Genomic DNA, 19,919 nt, shown 5'->3' on the forward strand with positions numbered 1-19,919 from the left:
AAGAACTTTAAAAAACTTATCGAACGAGGGTCAGGTTTAAAGTTATTAAAGACGTAAGTAGTAGCGATAGGGAAAAACCGATGAACGAGAAGGCTAAATTACTAGAAGCGATCGCCGGGAAAAATCGCGGTTTGCTAGCTACTGAAAGGGACAAAGTCAAAGTTCTCTCAGCTATAGAGCAACTCGAAGATCGCAATCCCACTCCCAAACCAGTCGAGGCAAAAAATTTACTCGAAGGAGACTGGCGCTTGCTCTATACTACCAGTCGCGGAATTCTGGGACTCAATCGAATTCCTGTCTTGCAACTCGGTCAAGTTTATCAATGCATTCGCACCGAGCAAGCCAAACTCTACAATATTGCCGAGATTATTGGCGTGCCTTTTTTTGAAGGGATCGTCAGCGTCGCAGCTCGCTTTGAACCCGTCAGCGATCGCCGAGTCAATGTCAAATTCGAGCGATCGATTCTTGGCTTGCAACGCTTGATAGGGTATATTTCTCCCGATCGCCTGATTCAGGAAATAGAGTTAGGCAAGAAATTTCTCCCTCTTGACTTTAGCATCGAAAGCCGCGAGCAGCAGGGTTGGCTGGAGATTACCTATTTGGATGAAGATTTGCGCGTCGGACGGGGAAATGAGGGAAACGTTTTCGTTTTGGCTAAGGAAAAGGGATAGCCAGAGTTCGGAATTCGGAATTCAAGCATAACAACTCCGAACTCCGAACTCACACAGGCTGCTATTGTCCGAATCGGCGATCGATGTCGTCTGCCGTCGAACCGCCACCACGACGGTTGATTCGCAATGACATTCCATCGCTAGACAAACTGTAGCTCAAGGGGTTTCCTGTAAGCCTCGTCTTTCCTTCTTGCGCTAGGGTTTGAGCGGGATATTGCGTCATTAACGCTTTAATCTGCTCGACACGTTTGGGAACGGATGGATGCGATGTATCAAATTCTGCTCCTGGCGTTCGTCCCAAAACATCCATGACTCGCAAGCAGCCTTCTGGATCGAAGCCCGCTCTAGTCATGTACGTGTAGCCGACCTCGTCGGCTTCAGATTCTTGTCTGCGGAAGGTTTCTGCCATTTCTTGTTCTTTTTGCTTGACAATTTCCTGTACCCGCTCCTCGGCATCGGCAACGCGCTGGCGACTAGCACCTTCTAGAGCCGATTGACCGACGTTACTCGCTGCACCGACCGCACCGCCTAAGATCCCACCAACCGTACCGAGAATGGCTCCGCCAACGGCATTTCCTTCAACATCATCCCGAGCATCTTCTGCTTCTGCCATCACTTCTGCTTCTGCCTCTTTTCGGATTCTATCTTTTTCGGCTTCACCGACGGCAATATGGCGCTTGACGTGGTGTCCCATTTCGTGGGCGATTACGCAGGCAAGGGCTGAGGAATCTCCGGCTAGCTGATCCATGATGCCGCTATAGATAGCGATGAGGTTAACGTCTGTCGCGAAGGCATTGGTTTGATATTCGGGGACAACTACTACGCGCCAAGGGGAGGTATCCTGTCCGTTGGCTCTAGCAATTCTCTCGGTTATGCGATAAACGACATACCATTCTTCTGGTAACTCAGCTTTGGCTTTTTTATAGACGGCTTCTGCATTTTTTGTTTGAGTTGGCTGAGTGGGTCTAGCCTGGGCTGGCAGCGACGTTTGCAGCAAGAGGGTACTAAGGGCAGTAAAAATAGCGAATTTCGCAGTAGTTTTGAGCATATTAAATCCTGACTTGAATTTAAGCTAAATATCGATACTCAATAATTTAGCGCGAACTACTGCGATCGCATAACATACTTATCCAAAACTTAAGGTAGTTGATTTTCTCCCTCGCTTACTTTACTTTTCACTGGTTGCCGAACCAATCCGCTGTCCCCCATTAAAGGTGGATGGAAACGGGATTGCCTCAGAAAGTTGACCCGTCAGCAGCCATTCGTCCATTTCTGGCGTTTTTTGGACGCGCTTGAGCCGCTCTTTCAATTCTTCTCCCTCTAGAATTTCTTTTTCTAGCAAGGCTTGCGCTGTCTCTTCTAACAAGTCCCGATTCTTATCTAAAATAGCTAAGGCAATGCGATGCGCTCCCTCGACGATTTCTTTAACTTCGCGATCGATTTCTTCGGCAATTTTAGGACTGACGGCGCGACGAGGGTTAGTTAATCCTTCGAGGAATTGTTGTTGTGCTTTCTCGAAAGCAATCGGACCCAATTTATCGCTCATGCCGTAGAGCGTCACAAACCGTTCGGCGAGATCGGTGGCTTTTTGAATATCGTCGCTCGCGCCGGTCGATACTCTACCAAAGACTAATTCTTCGGCAGACCGTCCGCCTAAAAGGGTAACGATGCGACCGCGAATTTCATCTTCGAGCATCAGGAAGCGGTCTTCTTCTGGCAATTGCAACGTATAGCCCAACGCTCCGATGCCGCGAGGCACGATTGAGATTTTTTCCACTGCCCCCGCGCCGGGCATATTCGCCCCGATGATGGCGTGACCGACTTCGTGATAGGCAACGGTTTTTTTCTCAATTTCATTGAGAACGCGAGATTTTTTCTCCAATCCCGTCAAGACTCGCTCGATCGCTTCGTTAAAATCTTCCATCGTCACTGCATTGCGATTTTTGCGAGCGGCAAGCAAGGCGGCTTCGTTGACCAAGTTCGCCAAATCTGCTCCGGCAAATCCCGGCGTTCGCGCTGCCAGTTTATCTAATTCTACGTCTGGAGCGAGGGTCACATTTTTGGCATGAACCCTCAGAATGGCTTCTCGTCCGATTTTATCGGGTCTGTCTACTAGGATCTGGCGATCGAAACGTCCGGGACGCAATAGGGCGGGATCTAACACCTCCGGGCGGTTGGTTGCGGCGAGGAGAATGACCCCCGTATTTGTATCGAAGCCATCCATCTCGGCGAGTAATTGATTGAGGGTTTGTTCGCGTTCGTCATTGCCGCCCAGAATTCCACCCGCATTTGCCCTCGATTTGCCGAGCGCATCTAATTCGTCGATAAACACGATGCAGGGCGCTTGTCTTTTCGCCTGCTCGAATAAATCCCGCACCCGCGATGCACCGATGCCGACGAATAACTCGATAAATTCCGAGCCGGAGATACTAAAGAAAGGCACTCCAGCTTCTCCAGCGATCGCTTTTGCCAATAGAGTCTTCCCCGTTCCCGGCGGTCCGACCAAAAGAACGCCTTTAGGAATTTTTGCCCCTAAACGGGTATATTTACCTGCATTTGCTAGAAAATCGACGATTTCTTGCAATTCTGCTTTGGCTTCATCAACTCCTGCTACGTCATCGAAAGTTACGCCTGTATTACCTTCTGAATAGATGCGAGCTTTACTCTTTCCTACCGTGAGGGCAGTCGCTCCATTGGCTTGAGAGCGAGCCATCAGCCATCCCCAAAGTCCGACAAAGATCAGGGGTGGAACAACCCAACTTAGCAGCGTTCCAATCCAGCCAGCATTGCTAGGAGGCAGTGCGGAAAATTCGACATCATGCTCGCGCAGCAGTTTGGGCAGGTCGGAATCGCCTGCAACCGGAATAGTTATTAACTCCTGCGATTTTTGGGTTTGAGCGTTTTTGCCTTCGGGTTTAAGAACGTATATGATTCGATCGGAACCAATTTTGGCGCTGGCAACTTTACCGGCTTCTACTTGGTCGATAAATTGACTGTAGGATACGGTTGACTCCTGCGTCCCTCGCAGGACAAATAAATTGATGAAGACCAGCCACATCAGCAGGATAATTAGGCTGCGACCCAATCCGCTCGGTTCTGGGGTTTTTTGTTTGCTATCGCGATCGATGGGCATAATTTCAGTAATCAGTAATCAGTTATTAATGGTACAGATGCGCTCTTATTCAGAAGCGGATATTTATTGTCTGTACATTAGTTTTTAGGGAGCCGATCGCTGCTGAGGTAGCGATCGAACCATTGACTGGCTAGTCGGGCTACCTCTTCTAAGGTGCCTGGTTCTTCAAAGAGATGGGTGGCGCCAGGAATAATTTCCAGTTTTTTTTCTGTCTGGAGATGCTTCATCGCTTCTCGGTTCATGTCGATGACTAACAGATCTTTTCCACCAACGATGAGTAAGGTTGGGGCTTTGACGCGCGCTAGCGCCACACCTGCCAAGTCCGGTCGTCCGCCGCGAGAAACGATCGCGCTCGTCAGTTCGGGACGTTCTGCCGCTGCAACGAGAGCTGCACCAGCTCCCGTACTAGCGCCAAAATAACCGATTTTTAGATGTCGGGCGATCGGATTTTGAACCAGCCATTCCGCAGCTCCAATCACTCGTTTGGCAAGCAAGTCGATGTCAAAGCGGATTTGTCGGGTTTGGCGGTCGATCGCTTCTTCTGTTTGCGTCAGCAGGTCGATCAGCAGCGTTGCCAGCCCCGCTTGGCGCAACACTCGCGCCACATATTGGTTGCGCGGGCTGTGTCGGCTGCTGCCGCTGCCATGAGCGAACAACACGATTCCTTTGGCGTTTTTGGGAATGCCCAGCGTTCCTTTGAGAAAGACTTCGCCCGCCGTGACGGAAACTGCGCATTCTCGGCAGTCGATTGTGGATTTTTCGTTCATTTTTAACTTTGTGTTTTTATCGTTAGTTGTTGATAAGCTCTTGGCGATCGCTAGGTAACTGGTCGCGGTTATTTCATTACCATGAGTTCGCGTTCTGCTCTCTCTAGTAAATCGCGTACTTCTTCGTCGGTGGTTTGGGAAAAATCCTCGTACCAGAGGCTAATAGAATGGAGGGGTTCTGGTTTTCTGAGGCAAATTAGTTTGTCTACTTCGGTTCTTAACTCTTGACAAACCGATGGGGCAGCAACGGGGACGGCGACGACGATTTCTTTGGGGTGCTGCTGTCGCAAGGCGGCGATCGCCGCTCGCATGGTTGCTCCCGTAGCAATGCCATCATCGACGAGGATAACGGTGCGATCGCGAATTTCCGGATAGGGGCGATTGCCTCGATAGGCGCGATCGCGTCGTGCTAATTCCTTTTTTTCCTGCTCGGCAACTTGCTCGATGGTTTCGGGCGAAATGTGCAGCCAGTTGACGACATCGCGGTTGACGATCGTTACGTCATTGGGAGCGATCGCTCCCATTGCCAGCTCTTTGTGTCCCGGCACGCCTAACTTGCGTACCAAGCACACGTCTAACGGAAGCCGCAATTTTCTAGCAATCTCGAAGGCAACGGGAACCCCACCGCGAGGTAGCGCCAAGACGATTCCATCCGGGCAATTGGCATAACCTGTTAGCCTGGATGCAAGCAGTTGACCCGCTTCAATTCTATTGTGTAATAGTGTAGTCATGATTTTTCCCTTATCCGAATTCTCGATTTAAAATTCGGAATTTATACTTCAGTACGCCATCGTTTCTATCCAATAAAGTAGTCCTAAGGCTTCCCTGACGTTTTCTGCAAGTTTTTTCGCCTGCTCTTTCCCCAGCTTCAGCCAATCTTGCAATAGGAGTTCGATCGAGTTGATTTTAGGACTCGGTAGTTGTAAAGCTGTTGGATTTCCTCCCGCACTAATTAAGGGGTGCAACTCTATAGCAGGTTGCCACGCTTGAGCCGATTCGTTTTCCAACTCAGGGTTTGGTAATTCCCAAGGATCGGGAATGAGTTGTAAATTGTTTTTTGATGTCGAGCGACTGATTGGCTCTCTCGATCTTTCTTTTAACATAGCTACTGCCTCCTTAATTTTTGCTTGTAGCGTTAATAAAAGTTCGGCAACTGTAGCGATGAAGCCCCACTCTTTATCTAATACTAGATTAACAATTTTTTTAAACTCTCTATGTTAAAAAATACGATCGAGATTTCTGGCGAGCAAACTCAATGAAATTTCCTAATTTTAGTTTTAGGGTTTCTTTTTTCTTCTTCTTTCTCCATTCGTTAATTTCAAACAACTTTTAAAATATCCAACAGGCAATTTGATTGGCTAAGATGAATAGAGACTCCAAACTATTTAAAACTAACCAAAATTTTATAAAATGAAAGATAAAAGCGACCTAACTGCAACAGAAGGGTTTGAAGAGATCGAACATACGGCTGATTGGGCATATCGAGTTTGGGGAAAAAGCCTAGAAGCCTTATTTATCCAAGCAGCCAAAGGACTTTATCACCTAGCAGGCGCTCGACTGAGCGATCGCCCAGAGACGATCCGAGAAATTCGCTTGCAGGGAATCGACAGCGAAAGTTTACTTATTGCCTGGTTAAACGAACTGCTTCACCTTCACGAAAGTGAAAATCTCGGCTGCGATCGCATAGAAATCCTACAGCTCGACGAGCGCAATTTACAGGCAACCGTCACTGGTTTGCCCGTCCAACAATGGCTCAAAGATATCAAAGCAGCCACTTACCACAACCTAGCAATTCGTTCTACAGAAACGGGTTTTGAGGCGACGATAGTCTTAGACGTATAATACAAGCTGTAGTATATTGAGTATAGGGCAAGCAATACTCTCCTGGAGTTGTTACCCTCACAAAACATCCATTTTAAGCATTACCCGTCAAAACTTTTAGCGTTAATTACTTGTATTCGCTGATAGAAAAAACTAAATTAATACGAGGATTTATGATGATTACTAAACAGGATTTTCGTCGAATTAACGATTACATTTGGGAAATTCCTACCTCCTTTCATCCACAAATGAAAGTTCCCGTTTGGGTGTTCGCCGATGAGGAACTTCTAGAGGATGCCTTGGGGGATTTATCCATTACCCAAGCAGTCAATGTTGCCTGCCTGCCCGGTTTAGTCGGTCATGTTGCCATTATGCCCGACGTACACCAGGGCTACGGCATGCCGATTGGCGGCGTGATGGCCTCTCTTGTACCCGGAGGTATTATTTCTCCTGGAGCAGTTGGATACGATATCAACTGCGGCGTTCGCGTTTTAGCCTCGCCCATCGACTATCAAAGCGCCAAACCCTATTTAAGCGACTTAGCAAGCACTCTCTACCGAAACTGCCCCAGCGGGGTTGGCGAAAAGGGAAGCATCCCTCTTACGACAGAAGAATTAGACAATGTATGTCGAAAGGGCGCTCGCTGGGCGCTAGAGCATGGCTATGCCCTTGAAGAAGACTTACCGCGCACCGAGGAATTTGGCTGCTTAGAAGGAGCAGATCCTAGCAAGGCGAGCAAACGCGCCAAAGAACGCGGTAGAGGTCAATTAGGTACGCTGGGAGCGGGCAATCACTTTCTAGAAGTCGATGTCATCGAGGAAATCTACGATCGCGAAGCGGCTGAAATCATGGGATTGCAGGAAGGATGTCTCGCCTTGCAAATTCACTGCGGTTCTCGCGGTTTCGGACACCAAATTTGTACCGATTACGTCCAAGACTTTCAATGGGCAGTCATCAACTACGGCATCCAACTACCCGATCGCGAATTGGTCTGCGCGCCCATCGATTCAACCGAAGGACAAGCCTATCTAGCGGCAATGAAAGCAGCTGCCAATTATGCGTTTGCCAACCGTCAAACGTTGGCATATCACGCGCGGCGCAGTTTCAAAGAGATATTCGGTTCGCAAGCCGGAGAAAATCCCCTACGCCAAGTCTACGATATTGCCCATAATATGGCGAAGATAGAAAAACACCGCATTGAAGGGAAAGATATGACCGTCTGCGTCCACCGCAAGGGGGCAACGCGGGCGTTTGGTCCCGGATTTGCAGGGCTGCCAAGTGAGTATCGCCCGATCGGTCAACCCGTTCTCGTACCCGGTTCGATGGGAACGGAGAGTTGGATTTTGCTGGGAACGAACACTAATGAAGAATTGTCTTTCGGTTCTACCTGTCACGGTGCGGGACGGGTGATGAGCCGCCATAAAGCGAAAAGGGAAATTCGGGGCGATCTCTTACGGCAGGAGTTAGAAAATGAAGGAATTAGCGTTCGTGCGGGTTCGATGCCGGGACTTGCCGAAGAAGCGCCCAAAGCATACAAAGATGTCAGCCGCGTTGTGGAAGCAGTGAGCAAAGCTGGCATCGCTCATAAAGTAGCTCGTCTGCATCCCATTGCCGTAGTAAAAGGATAATTGATTGAGACAAGCGATCGCTTCAATAGGGAATGGTGGGTCAATGACGCACCATCCATCCTGGTTGACTGACAAATCTTTGTCCCCTCACCCCTAAATCCCTTCTCCCACAAAGGGCGAAGGAACCTCAGTCCAAAGTCTTAAGTTGAGAGCCACTCTCCCGCTCTGGGAGAGGGGTTGGGGTGAGGGCGATAGCCATCCATCCCCTATTTTTTATAAATAGGCTCCGTATCCGTATAAGTCTATAGATAGAGTCTTACAAGGCTAAAATTCTATCCAAAGAATAGGGTTCAACTTAGCTATTTCCCTCCTGAAATAGATCGAGAATTAGTTAGATTTCTGCTAGGCTGCTAAAAGACAAATTCTCTTAATAGTAAAGTCGTGGTTATTGACCATAAATAACTGTAAAAACCCAACTAAATTTGATTGTTGATTAGGAGGAAAAATGCAATTTTTGCATTTCATCAAGAATTGGCTAAGTGTAGGGATAATCGCAATGACAAGCCTGTCTTTGAATCCCAATTTACCTGCTAAGGCTGCTAATTGTAAGGCTTTACCAGTTGTTGGCGGAGAAGGAGCAAGCGTTCAAAAAACCGTTAGTCCTCCAGGGGCTTCTGTTATATATAGAAATAACTGGAACACCGATTTTGCCGTAGAACCGACAGCTTCTTATAACCGTTATATTGCAACAATAAGAGCCAAAGATCCAGGAGAATATACAATTAGAATGAATCTCAAATACAGTGACGATACATCTGGAGAGGTTTATAATCAAACAGTTTCTCTTAAAGAAGGAGAATCAATAAGTATTACAGGAAATCCTCGCAGAGGAGTTATTCCGTATCAAGTTAATCTCTATGTTGGCGAACTTAATGCAATTGGCAAAACTTACAGAGCTTCGGTAGTAGGATGCCGCTAAAGTCTTCCTTAAATCCGCTTAACCGTTTCCGAGTTTTTTACGGCAAATGATAAAGAATAATTTTAGGAGCTTGACTTTTGAGGAACTTTTGTTAATTTGAGCATATCTCGGACTTAGAGGAACTCAAATTTATCGAGCTTCGCTGAGTGTGCGTGTGAGGGGTATTCTACCGTGCTGGGTTCGGAAACGCTGCGTTCTATTCCTGAAAGTCGTCACAGTTATCAATTGTCTGAAATTATTCGCCATCGAGCTTGGGTAGAAATCGATCGCGCTGCTTTGGCACATAATGTCAGGCAGATTAAACAAGTTTTGTCGCCGCAAACCCAATTGATGGCAGTAGTCAAAGCGGATGCCTACGGTCATGGGGCGGTAAGAGTTGCCCAAGCAGCATTGCAAGCGGGCGCGAGTTGGCTGGCAACTGCGACGTTGGGCGAAGGAATCGAACTGAGGGAAGCGGGAATTGTTGCTCCGATTCTGCTTTTAGGCGCTATCAATACCCCACAAGAAGTCGCCGCGATCGCCAACTGGAAATTACAACCGACTCTGTGCAATCCCCAGCAAGCCTTAATCTTTTCGGAAACAATGGTAGAATTGAATAAGGTTATCCCCGTGCATTTGAAGTTAGACACGGGGATGTCTCGTTTGGGAATGCGCTGGGAACAGGCGTTAGAGTTCGTGCAATTAGTCCAGCAGTTGCCCGGTTTGAAAATAGCCAGTATTTATTCCCATTTTGCTACGGCTGACGATCCCGATCCCACTACCATGCAGCTACAGCACCAACGGTTTCAAGAAGCGATCGGACAACTCAAAGCAGCCGGAATCGTACCGCCGCGCCTGCACTTGTCTAATTCTGCCGCTACTCTGAGCGATCGCAACCTACACTACGATCTAGTGCGAGTTGGTTTGGCACTCTATGGACTTTATCCTGCCCCTCATTTGCGATCGCGAGTCGATCTCCAACCCGTTTTGCAAGTTAAAGCGAGAATTACCCAAGTGAAAACCATTCCCCCAGGAACGGGAGTGAGTTACGGACATCAATTTATTAGCGATCGCGAAATGCGTATAGCCGTCGTGGGAATCGGTTATGCCGATGGCGTACCACGCAATCTGTCTAATCGCATGCAGGTGCTAATTCGAGGGCAACGAGTCCCACAAATTGGCGCGATTACGATGGATCAATTAATGCTAGACGTAAGCAGCATTCCCGACTTACAAGTGGGAGAGGTTGTGACTTTAATTGGTAAAGATGGCGATCGAGAAATATCTGCCGATGATTGGGCAGATATTTTAGGAACGATTTCTTGGGAAATTCTCTGCGGTTTTAAGCATCGACTGCCGCGAGTTAGCAGCAATCGACATCGGGAACAGTTAACCCAAACAATTCTGTAGATGCTTCCCCAGCTTGCTATAAATTTTGATTTAAGGAGGCTGAAGATTATGACTTCAGTGAGAGAATTTGATGCTAAAACATTTGTTAAAGTCCGTGCTTCTCTTGAACCTAGCGAACAATCATGGCTGACTTGGAGTGGTTCGCTCTATGCTCTTGTTCCCGGACAGAAACGGAAACGCCTCTTTAATATAGTTGGAATGAGCGTGAGTCGCTGCATTCCTTCCAAAGATGGAGGCTGGGAGTTTACATCAAGAGAATTAACCTACTACCTCGATCCGAGTACGAATGGAGTTTTGCAACAATGGGAAAATCCCTGGACGGGAGAAGCTGTTCCGGTCATGCATGTTGCCAACAACCCAGTACAAAGTTATTTCGAGGGACAATTTCCAGCTTATGTAGATCGCGACTTTGCTACCTTTGTTTTTGACATTTTTCCCACCTACCCAAATCCCTTAGCTGAAGACGAAAGGTTTGTCGGCTACAGTCCCAACCCAACCTATCAAGCTGTCGAATTATTTAAGCTGACCGTACCCCTAGCAGACTTATTAAATCCCGCTATTAACTCAGTTTCTCAGTTGTATCTCTGTTGGGACAGAATCGGTCCTTGGTTGCCTTGGATGAAAATGGGCGATCGCCCCGGTCATCTTATTTATAGCGCTTGGGGCAGCAAAGTAAGCGACTTCACTCAATTGCCACAACTCCTTCAGGATGAAATTAACACCAGAGTCCCCCTCTATCGCAATGCACCCCAATCTCTCTTAGACCGGGAAGATATGACCTCTTGGCGCTATTTCCAACAACACTTTGACGCTTATCTAACTGGAGAAATCTTTCCGCTTCCGGACCTAGAGAGTCAGGAATCCGGAAACGATTAAGATAGAAGTAGTTTATTCATTTGACAACTGCTCTAAAATTTCCTGCAACTGCTCCTGATAGCGTCCGTACTCAGCCCAATTTCCTTGCTTCAATGCCTCTTGTGCCTTTTGATAAGTTTCTAGGGCAGATCGAGCTAATCGGGAACTCTCTCCCTCTCTTGCTTTTGGCAATTCTTCGCCGCCAAAAATTGCCGCTAGAGATTTTGAGAGGGAATCTTCCATCACAACGGCTTGGTCATAGACGACGATCGCGCGTTTGAGTTGAGGCAATTCGCCTTGTTCTGCGCGCAAATAAACGGGTTCGACGTAGAGCAAGGATTGCTCGATAGGAATTATTAACAGATCGCCGCGTATGACCCTAGATCCTGCCTGATTCCAAAGACTAAACTGTTGGGATATTTGCGGTTCTTGGTCGATGCGGGCTTCAATTTGTCGGGGACCATACACTAATTTTTGTTTGGGAAACTCGTACAGCAGCAGTTTGCCGTAGTCTTTGCCGTTGGAACGCGCCGCCATCAGGGCGATCGCGTTGTCTTTGTTGGCAGGAGTGAAGGGCAAAATGAGCAGGAATTCAGCTTCTTCCCGTCCCGGCAGGCGCACGAGAACGTAATAGGGTTCCATGCGAACTGGATTGCCCTCGTAGATTTGCATCGGGAAATTCCAAAGGTCTTCGCGATTGTAAAATACCTCTGGATTGCTCATGTGATAGGACAGATACATCCGTGCCTGGATGACGAACAAGTCTTGCGGATAGCGAAAATGGGCTTTAACTGCTTCAGGAATTGCCGTCCTCGCCTCAAACAAGTTAGGAAAGATTTTGCGGTAGGTTGCGAGTAACGGATCGCTTTCATCGATAGCAAAAAATCTCAAAGTGCCGTCATAGGCATCCACTAAAACTTTAACCGAATTGCGGATGTAGTTGACGCGATCGCGCAGAATATCTGACGGTTGTCCCTCGTCTTGACTGTGGCTAACGGGTTCGGAATAGGGATAGCGATCGCTAACCGTATAAGCATCCAAAATCCACTGCAATCTGCCGTCGATAACCACTAAATAGGGATCGCTGTCATAGCGCAAAAACGGCGCGATGTGGCTGACTCGTTCCTGAATCTGTCGATAGTAGTGGATGCGGCTTTGGTTGGTAAAGTAATTAGAAATCAAAATTTGCAAGCTGCCCAGGTCGTAGGCATAAGCTAGCCTGTGCCAGAATGAGGGAATGGCTACACCGCCTTGCCCCCGATAGCGAGTCAAGGCATTGCTATCGCCTTGGGGATAGTCAAACTCATCGGTCGTCGTCCCTGTAAAGATATAATTATCAGTCTGTTCGCCATAATAAATCGCGGGCTGGCTTACCTTTAAATCGATTTGAGAGACGGGCGGAATATCTTTGATATAGAGTTCGGGCAAGCCATCGGCAGTCGCACGATCGACCGGACTCATGACTAACCCGTAGCCGTGGGTGTATTTCAGCCGTTGGTTAACCCAGGTTCGGGCTTCCTGGGGGATCTGATTAAAGGCGAGTTCTCTTGCCGAAAGCATGACTTGTTGGTAATTGCCGTTGATACGATAGCGATCGACATCGACATCCTTAAATTCGTAGTAAAGCCGAATCTCCTGAAGCTGGCGGTAGGTACTAAGTAGGGGACGATAATCCCACAGGCGAATGTTGCGGATGGTGGTTTGATTATTTTGTAAAACCCGACGGTTTAGTCTCGCCTCGGCAGCATAACTTTCTCTCTGCACGTCGTCGAGGCGATAAGCAGCTTGGGTAAATTTGATATTGTGTGCGATGTAAGGCTTTTCTTTGACGAGTTCGTTGGGGTTGACGATGAATTGCTGGACAAACCAAGGAGAGATAACGCCGAGTAGTACCCAGGCGATCGCGACAATTCCCAGTCCGCGCAGGGGAAGTAGAAAATTTCGCCGCCCAATCGAAAGCAGGAATATTATGGCGATTCCCAACGCCAGAAGCGCCATGACCTTGTAAGCCAACAACCGGACGTTAACATCGGTATAGCCAGCCCCAAAGACGATTCCAGAGCTAGTGTAGAGCAAACGATAGCGTGCGAGCCAGAAAATCCAAGCAAGCGGGAGGGCGATCGCAGCGAAAAGGCAGCTTAAATGAGTTTTAGCTTGTCCTGCTAGGCTAATGCTCCAACCTCGTCCCGGCGCGATTTCGCCTTTGAGAACGTAGGTTAGTCCCGACAGGAGGACTCCTGCCAACAAAAGTCCTAAAAGCCAGTAGCAGATGCCTTCATAGAAGGGCAGTTTGAAGATGTAAAAGCTGATGTTCTGCCTGAAAATGGGATCGCGGTTGCCAAATTCAGTGGGATGCAGGAACTTGAGAACGGTTTCCCAGGCTGGGAGGCTGACAATGGCTGCAACTAAAGCTGCTAGTGCGATCGCCGCGAACGCGATGAAATTGGCGCTTGTCTCGGCAGAGGCTAACCAGTTGTCTCCCTCAAAAAAGCGGAAGGCACGATGGCGCGTCCGGTGCATGGCAAATCGGTAGTTTCCCCACAAAAATAGGAAATATACAGCAAACGTGCCTACCCAGACGAAAATTTGCCAAGTCAGTCTCGTCCAAAAAACCCCAGAAAAACCAACAGAGTCAAACCACCACGCCTCCGTAAGAAGATGGGTCAGGGTTTTAGACAACAAAAGACCCGCGATCGCAACTATGAGAATAGGTTTGAAAAGTCTCCCACCGTTCATTACACAAAATTTATTAGTTGTTTTTGGCGCTTCCGCGTCCTGTCAACGATTGACTTTTACGCGTCCGCTACGAATGCCCCGATCGCGGTGTCTAAACTGCTCTCTCGATGGAGAAAGGTCCTTAGGCAGTTGCGTTTTGAGAGATTTAGGATAATGTTGCTGGCGATTCCGTTTCATAAAGCTGCCTCCTAACATAGAGGCTACATTTTTATTGTCGCTTGTTTGGAAGGTAGATAATACTTCGTTTTAAAAAGTTTACCGATCTCAACATACAAGAGCTTGCCCGAAATATAGATATCAATCAAGCTCATAATTATCTATAAAGGAGGCAAGATCTTTCGTCATGCCAGCGAGAACAGTTGCTGGAATTAGCAGTTGACTTTCAGCGAACGATCGCGGTTCGAGCAATCGTTCAGTCTAATCGCAATCATAAGCGACTAAAAACTCACAAATTCCTCAAAATCTTTAGATAAATTCTGTTTTATAGAAAAAACAAAGGTCTAGATCGCAACGATGAAGCACTGTTAGGAGCAAGAAAATGTGCTTTTCGGCATCAGTTAGTTTTATCCTAAGTGCTGTATTAATTCCAACAGGAATTTATTGTGTCAAAACAGCCATTGCTAAAGATATCGAGTACTTGTCAATGGCGTGTTCTCCATTGGCCTTTGGAATACAACAGGGATTGGAAGGGATTTTGTGGCTGGGAATCGACGCGGGCAACCCCAATTTCATCGCGCTTGGTTCTCTAGGGTTTCTCTTCTTCTCTCATTGGTTTTGGCTTTTTTGGATTCCTTTTTTAGCCTTTGTTTTAGAACGCGATCGCGTTCTAAAAGATATTAGTTTGCTATTTGTCATTGTAGGGCTTCTCTATGGCGCATCGCTATACTTCCCGCTGTTAATCCACGAGAACTGGTTATCTATTCAAACAATTCATCACTCGATTGATTATCAAACGAGATTAATCTTCAATCCTTTTGTGTCAAGGGAATTGGTTTGCCTACTTTATGCCTCCCTCATTTTGTTGCCTTTACTAATTTCTTCTCACCAAAGCGTTAAAGTTTTTGGTTTTCTGATTTTGCTTTCAGTAATTGTTGCTGTCCTAACGTTTTACTATGCCTTTATTTCAGTGTGGTGTTTTTTTGCTGCACTGTTGTCCCTCTATCTCGCCTACGTTATGTACCGAATAGACGCTATCGCCATGAGTAGTTGCTATAAAGCTAGTGAATTAAACCTGTAAGTCTTTCGCACTCATATCAGTGATTTTTTCCTCAAGATTCTCGGAGGCAGCTATGACTATTTATGTTACTCGTCAGGGAACTAAGTTTAACGCTGACTCAGCGACTGAGTTAGTAGAACAACTTCAGCACCAAGAGTCAATTTCTTCAAACAGTCTCCAAGACTTTATGAACCAGATGGCAAAGCGTTGTCAAACTGAAGATGGCGTTGCTATCAGAACTCTAGATCCGGAAATCTTCATTGCCGATCTAATTCAAAACGATTATCTTTCTGTCATTGATGTTATTGACGGTTAAAAAAAACTGCTACCGTCTAAAAAATAGTAGTTCGCCGAACTACTGCAAGTCCTTCAACCAATCTGCCAACCCGTTGAGGATGAACTGAACGCCCACCGCCATGGTAATGAATCCCAGAATACGGCTAGATGCCATAATACCCGTTTCTCCGAAGAAATTCAGCAGCCAGCATGAAGCCCTCAGAAAAAGGCAGATCGTACCCCCTAGCAACGCAATCGCCAACAGCGTTGCCAAAAGGTTGAGCAAGGTCGCTAATGTCAAGGTTCGCCCCGCCTGGGCAGCAAGTCCGAGGATAGTAGCGATCGCTCCAGGACCCGCCAGCATTGGCATTGTCATGGGAGTGAAGGCAATATCCTCATACTGCTCGTTTTGATGCCGATGGATCGCTTTCTCATTTTCCCGTTTGCTGAGGCGAGACCTAGCACCCATCATCTGCCAAGCCGAATGAACTACCACCATTCCTCCAGCAATCCGAATTACCTCTAGGGAGATCCCAAAAAAGCGCAGAATCCCACTCCCTACCAGGAGAAACAACACCAAGACCAAGACGGTGTACACAGCAATGCGATCGGCAGTCTGTTGACGGAGACGCGGGGGGTCTTTCGCCGTCAGCACCAGAAAAATCGGCACGCTCCCGAGGGGATCGACGATCGGGAACAGAGACGCAAAACTCCCGATGGCAAATTCGACAAACTGCTGGAGGTTCATTAGTTCATTTATAAGTCTTATCAATCGTCAAGAGAATTTATTCTCTGGCTACTAGAATGAGATAGCCTCGTGCTTGACCGCTGACAACTGCTCGTTTAGCAATTCGCGTACTTCTTCATCGGTTGTCTGAGCAAAGTTCTCGTACCAAAGACCGATCGCGTAGAACGGTTCTGGTGTCATGAGACACACTACCTCGTCTACTTCAGCACTTAAAGTTTTGCAGGTGTCTGGTGGTGCCACTGGAACGGCAACGACAATTGACTTGGGCTGTTGTTCTTTCAGTACAGCAACCGCCGCCCGCATGGTAGAGCCAGTTGCTAGGCCATCATCGACTAGGATGATGGTGCGATCGCGCGCGTCGGCTGGGGGACGATCGCCTCGATAAGCGCGATCGCGTCGCTGCAATTCTCGTAGTTCTTTTTGAGCTACCTTGTCAATCGTCTTTCCGGAAATGTTTAACCAACTCACGACATCGTAATTGAGTACCCGAACGCCACCCGATGCGATTGCTCCCATTGCCAGTTCTTTATGTCCCGGTACGCCAAGCTTACGCACCAAGCAGATATCCAATGGGGCATTCAATGCCTTTGCCACCTCATAAGCAACGGGAACTCCTCCACGAGGAAGTCCTAACACTAGCACATCTTCGCGATTGGCGTAGGCAGTTAGTTTTTTTGCCAGTAGCTGTCCGGCTTCCGTTCGATTGCGAAATCTTGTCGTCATAACGCTTACCTTTTGCCAGCGATCTGTTTCCAAGCAGAATCGAGAGCAGATTTTGCCCGATTGCTTGCGCGACTGATGCTTTGTTGTAAATGTTGCCATTGTTCTTGCAAAAAGTCCGTGGCTTCTTGCAAGGCATGGCGATCGTGTTCGTCAGAGTTGGCAAGTTCGTCACTCACTGTCTCGATCTTGACGCGCACCACTTCGGGTTTGTCGTGGGGAGAAATGAGATCGTGAAGGCGATCGCTAATTATTTTAACGAGGTGTCTTACTCGATCGGATTTCTCGCTCAAGAAACCTTTTAGCCCTTCTGCTTCGCTCTTGAGTCGATCTTTGGCTCCTTCTCGGATAACAATTCTTTCGCCAACAATCTCTAGTACATCTTCGGGATAGAGGACTGCTCTTCCCCCGAAAGATTCGGCAATATCTCCAGCCAGAATATAAGCCACGATCTCGCCAGTATGCCAATCGAAGAGGAAATCTTCTATCCAGCCCAACGGTTCGTCTAGGGTCGATCGCACTACCAGCCGATGTAGGCGACGGAGATTCACTGGCGCGGCGCGGTCATAAATACGTCCATAGATCGATATGGCAGTAGTTCCCACTCCAGAAACTTGCTCTAATGACAGATATCCTTGCGTGCTTGACAAATAGGCAATTCGTCCCAATTCGTCGAGCCAAACTTCTTCTACTTCGCCCAAACGCGAGGCAGTAGAGCTATCTACCGCTATCAGACCGATAATTTGACTGTAACGCACAACGCTAAACATTAGCTTTATTCCTCTTTTGGTCTACTTTTAGCTGCGATCGTAGCCGAGCAATTATCAATTCACAATTCGCAATTACTGGTTTAACCTAGCAGATGGTGTTTGCCAATTAGTCTGACAGTACTGGTTTGGAGACCTTTGTTGCCTTCCTCTTCGATGAAACGAAAGTCTTGGTTTCGTGCCGCGGAAGGCAAGCATAATCTTGCAGTTTGCACTTTGCCGCATCAAAGGCATCCCAAATTACTACAGAGATATTTTCGTGAGTTTGATGCTCAGGTGGATCGCGTTTCACAACCAATTCCCCATTGGGCGCGGTCAGGTCAATTCGCACGCGATCGGGTCTGCCCTTGTAGTGATGTCGATGCGGAGACTCCGCGACAACCGGACAGCTCATGATTCGGTCATAGAAACACTCTAGTTTAGCAGCATCCTTGCGAATTCTCGCCTCAATTGCCTCAAATGGCTGGATGTGGCGAAAGGTGATTGACGCTGGCAATTGCATAATCTTTCCTTCAAAATCACAGTGCGATCGCGCTCAAAAACTCTTTCAACCTTTGCACAATAATGGAATTAATTCCTAATTGATTCCTAGGAATCAACTCAGGAGCTAGGAGAGGAAATTTTTTTTAATCTATATTATTTAAATTCTAAAATCCAAATGTGAGGAATTTGTAGATTTACTAGGAATTTTTCGGAAAGTAGCAAAACTCTAAAAAATCTCTTCTATAGCCACCCCGATCGCTGGAAATAAATTATGAAGCCGATCGTTCGCCCTTTGACTGCGATGCCCATTGAATTACAGCCAGTAGAAATTGTCGAGCGCAAGGGATTGGGACACCCAGATACGATTTGCGATGCGCTAGCCGAGCAGGTCAGTATTGCCTTGTGCAAATTCTATTACGAACGCTTTGGCTGCCTTTTGCATCACAACGTAGATAAGGCTCTCCTCTGGGGCGGGAGCGCTTGCCCAGCTTTTGGCGGCGGACGGGTGCTAGCACCAAGCGAAATCTTTCTAGCTGGAAGGGCAACCCAAGAATTCAAGGGAGTTAAGGTTCCTGTAGAAGAGTTGGCGATCGCAAGCTGTCGGGATTGGCTACGCCAAAACTTCCACGCCCTCGATCCCGAACGACACGTCAAGATTCACTGTCTCGTCCGCCCTGGTTCGGTGGATCTCGCCGAGTTGTACGATCGCGCTTCGGCAACGGGAAACTGGCTAGCAAACGATACATCCTGCGGGGTTGGCTATGCACCGCTAAGTCCTCTCGAACAAGTTGTCTATCGAATCGAAAAATCTCTCAACGCTCCAAAATTTAAGCACTCTTGCCCAGAAATCGGCGAAGACATTAAGGTGATGGGAATCAGACAGGGAAAAGAAATCCAACTGACCGTCGCTTGTGCTTTTGTCGATCGCTATGTTCGCGACCTCGACGACTACTGCTGCAAAAAAGCCCGTCTCCAGGAAATCGTTCGAGATCTCGTCCGGCAAGTGACCGATCTACCCGTCACTGTCGAGATTAATACAGGGGATGATGTGAAGCGCTTAAGCGCTTACTTGACAGTAACCGGAACTTCGGCTGAAGCGGGAGATGACGGTCAGGTTGGTCGAGGCAACCGGACTAACGGATTGATTGCGCCGTGTCGTCCCATGACTCTGGAGGCGGCTGCCGGAAAGAATCCAGTTACCCACGTAGGTAAGCTTTACAATGTAGTTGCCAGTCAAATCGCCGCCGCTATTGTCGAGGAAATTCCCGATATAACCACTGCCTACTGCTACCTCGTCAGCCAGATTGGCAAACCGATTAGTAAGCCGCAACTGATTGACGTGCAGATCCAAACCCGACAAGTTATGCTAGTTGAGGGGTTTCGCGATCGCGTCGAAGAGATCGTCCGCGATCGCTTATTGCAGATAGGTACCCTTTGGCAAGCGTTGATTCGGGGAGAGATCCCTGTTTATTAATTTGTAAATCTCACATCCCCCAAAGTCGCGCGATCGCTTCTTTCCTAGTACAATTGTCCTCTTCACTGCGCTAAAATAGTAGTAAGAGAGTGTCGAGGGAGCACCAAGACACGCCGAACCTAGACAAATTAATAGTTTAAAAGCCAATCGAACATCCAATCCTCGTTAAAAGCATTGATTTTTTGGGAACCCCCCAAGACATCAAAACAATTTGAGGATTCCGGAACAGTTAGTTCTCGGAGCCACAAACTCTAATCACAACATGGAGAGTTTGATCCTGGCTCAGGATGAACGCTGGCGGCGTGCCTAACACATG

At 47.6% G+C, this 19,919-nt stretch carries 19 protein-coding genes; 9 read left to right on the plus strand and 10 right to left on the minus strand.

The features are described 5' to 3' along the window. Positions 1 to 80 precede the first annotated feature (80 nt). Positions 81 to 671, plus strand: coding sequence for a PAP/fibrillin family protein (locus NIES593_RS20165; protein ID WP_073601289.1), 591 nt, complete (start codon positions 81 to 83; stop codon positions 669 to 671). A 61-nt stretch (positions 672 to 732) separates the two neighbouring features. On the opposite strand, the gene NIES593_RS20170 is transcribed toward NIES593_RS20165, so the two are convergent. From NIES593_RS20170 to NIES593_RS20190, 5 genes are all read right to left on the minus strand, one after another. Beyond that, a complete protein-coding gene (locus NIES593_RS20170; RefSeq protein WP_073601290.1) occupies positions 733 to 1,719 on the minus strand; it encodes a M48 family metalloprotease in 987 nt (328 codons plus the stop codon). Positions 1,720 to 1,839: 120 nt separating this feature from the next. Further along, positions 1,840 to 3,804 (minus strand): ATP-dependent zinc metalloprotease FtsH, encoded by a 1,965-nt coding sequence (ftsH, locus tag NIES593_RS20175; protein ID WP_073601291.1) that lies wholly within the window; start codon positions 3,802 to 3,804, stop codon positions 1,840 to 1,842. Between the two features lie 77 nt (positions 3,805 to 3,881). Then, positions 3,882 to 4,571: a dienelactone hydrolase family protein gene (locus tag NIES593_RS20180; RefSeq protein WP_073601292.1), complete on the minus strand. Its 690-nt coding sequence runs from the start codon at positions 4,569 to 4,571 to the stop codon at positions 3,882 to 3,884. A 68-nt stretch (positions 4,572 to 4,639) separates the two neighbouring features. Next, complete coding sequence (locus NIES593_RS20185; RefSeq protein WP_073601293.1) at positions 4,640 to 5,302, minus strand: phosphoribosyltransferase; 663 nt, start codon at positions 5,300 to 5,302, stop codon at positions 4,640 to 4,642. 48 nt (positions 5,303 to 5,350) lie between these two features. Then, positions 5,351 to 5,674 (minus strand): hypothetical protein, encoded by a 324-nt coding sequence (locus NIES593_RS20190; protein ID WP_015142154.1) that lies wholly within the window; start codon positions 5,672 to 5,674, stop codon positions 5,351 to 5,353. 307 nt (positions 5,675 to 5,981) lie between these two features. Here NIES593_RS20190 and NIES593_RS20195 point away from each other — a divergent pair, with 307 nt between their 5' ends. From NIES593_RS20195 to NIES593_RS20215, 5 genes are all read left to right on the plus strand, one after another. Next, the gene (locus NIES593_RS20195; RefSeq protein ID WP_073601294.1) at positions 5,982 to 6,413 is read left to right on the plus strand and encodes an archease; all 432 of its coding nucleotides are present in this window, start codon (positions 5,982 to 5,984) and stop codon (positions 6,411 to 6,413) included. 155 nt (positions 6,414 to 6,568) lie between these two features. Then, positions 6,569 to 8,020 (plus strand): RtcB family protein, encoded by a 1,452-nt coding sequence (locus NIES593_RS20200; protein ID WP_073601307.1) that lies wholly within the window; start codon positions 6,569 to 6,571, stop codon positions 8,018 to 8,020. A gap of 496 nt (positions 8,021 to 8,516) precedes the next feature. After that, a complete protein-coding gene (locus NIES593_RS20205) occupies positions 8,517 to 8,939 on the plus strand; it encodes a hypothetical protein (protein ID WP_245817666.1) in 423 nt (140 codons plus the stop codon). Positions 8,940 to 9,110: 171 nt separating this feature from the next. Further along, the gene (gene alr, locus NIES593_RS20210) at positions 9,111 to 10,328 is read left to right on the plus strand and encodes an alanine racemase (RefSeq protein WP_073601296.1); all 1,218 of its coding nucleotides are present in this window, start codon (positions 9,111 to 9,113) and stop codon (positions 10,326 to 10,328) included. A gap of 48 nt (positions 10,329 to 10,376) precedes the next feature. Next, on the plus strand, positions 10,377 to 11,204 hold the full coding sequence (locus NIES593_RS20215; RefSeq protein ID WP_217651985.1) for a DUF1838 domain-containing protein: 828 nt from the start codon (positions 10,377 to 10,379) through the stop codon (positions 11,202 to 11,204). A gap of 12 nt (positions 11,205 to 11,216) precedes the next feature. On the opposite strand, the gene NIES593_RS20220 is transcribed toward NIES593_RS20215, so the two are convergent. Further along, on the minus strand, positions 11,217 to 13,919 hold the full coding sequence (locus NIES593_RS20220) for a UPF0182 family membrane protein (protein WP_073601297.1): 2,703 nt from the start codon (positions 13,917 to 13,919) through the stop codon (positions 11,217 to 11,219). A 538-nt stretch (positions 13,920 to 14,457) separates the two neighbouring features. On the opposite strand from NIES593_RS20220, the gene NIES593_RS20225 reads away from it, so the two are divergent. After that, on the plus strand, positions 14,458 to 15,156 hold the full coding sequence (locus NIES593_RS20225; protein ID WP_073601298.1) for a DUF6629 family protein: 699 nt from the start codon (positions 14,458 to 14,460) through the stop codon (positions 15,154 to 15,156). Between the two features lie 52 nt (positions 15,157 to 15,208). Beyond that, entirely contained in the window at positions 15,209 to 15,451 is a 243-nt protein-coding gene (locus NIES593_RS20230; protein WP_073601299.1) for a hypothetical protein, read from the plus strand. A gap of 39 nt (positions 15,452 to 15,490) precedes the next feature. Here NIES593_RS20230 and NIES593_RS20235 read toward each other — a convergent pair whose 3' ends face one another. The 4 genes from NIES593_RS20235 to NIES593_RS20250 form a co-directional block, all read right to left on the minus strand. Continuing rightward, a complete protein-coding gene (locus NIES593_RS20235) occupies positions 15,491 to 16,159 on the minus strand; it encodes a MarC family protein (protein WP_073601300.1) in 669 nt (222 codons plus the stop codon). Positions 16,160 to 16,210: 51 nt separating this feature from the next. Next, positions 16,211 to 16,882: a phosphoribosyltransferase gene (locus tag NIES593_RS20240; protein ID WP_073601301.1), complete on the minus strand. Its 672-nt coding sequence runs from the start codon at positions 16,880 to 16,882 to the stop codon at positions 16,211 to 16,213. Positions 16,883 to 16,887: 5 nt separating this feature from the next. Continuing rightward, entirely contained in the window at positions 16,888 to 17,649 is a 762-nt protein-coding gene (locus tag NIES593_RS20245; RefSeq protein ID WP_073601302.1) for a PRC-barrel domain-containing protein, read from the minus strand. Positions 17,650 to 17,755: 106 nt separating this feature from the next. Then, entirely contained in the window at positions 17,756 to 18,142 is a 387-nt protein-coding gene (locus tag NIES593_RS20250; protein ID WP_217651986.1) for an HPF/RaiA family ribosome-associated protein, read from the minus strand. Positions 18,143 to 18,400: 258 nt separating this feature from the next. On the opposite strand from NIES593_RS20250, the gene NIES593_RS20255 reads away from it, so the two are divergent. After that, positions 18,401 to 19,603, plus strand: coding sequence for a methionine adenosyltransferase (locus NIES593_RS20255; protein ID WP_073601303.1), 1,203 nt, complete (start codon positions 18,401 to 18,403; stop codon positions 19,601 to 19,603). Positions 19,604 to 19,919: the final 316 nt, after the last annotated feature.

It is taken from the genome of Hydrococcus rivularis NIES-593 (genome assembly GCF_001904635.1).
In the GTDB taxonomy this organism is placed as follows: domain Bacteria; phylum Cyanobacteriota; class Cyanobacteriia; order Cyanobacteriales; family Microcystaceae; genus Hydrococcus; species Hydrococcus rivularis.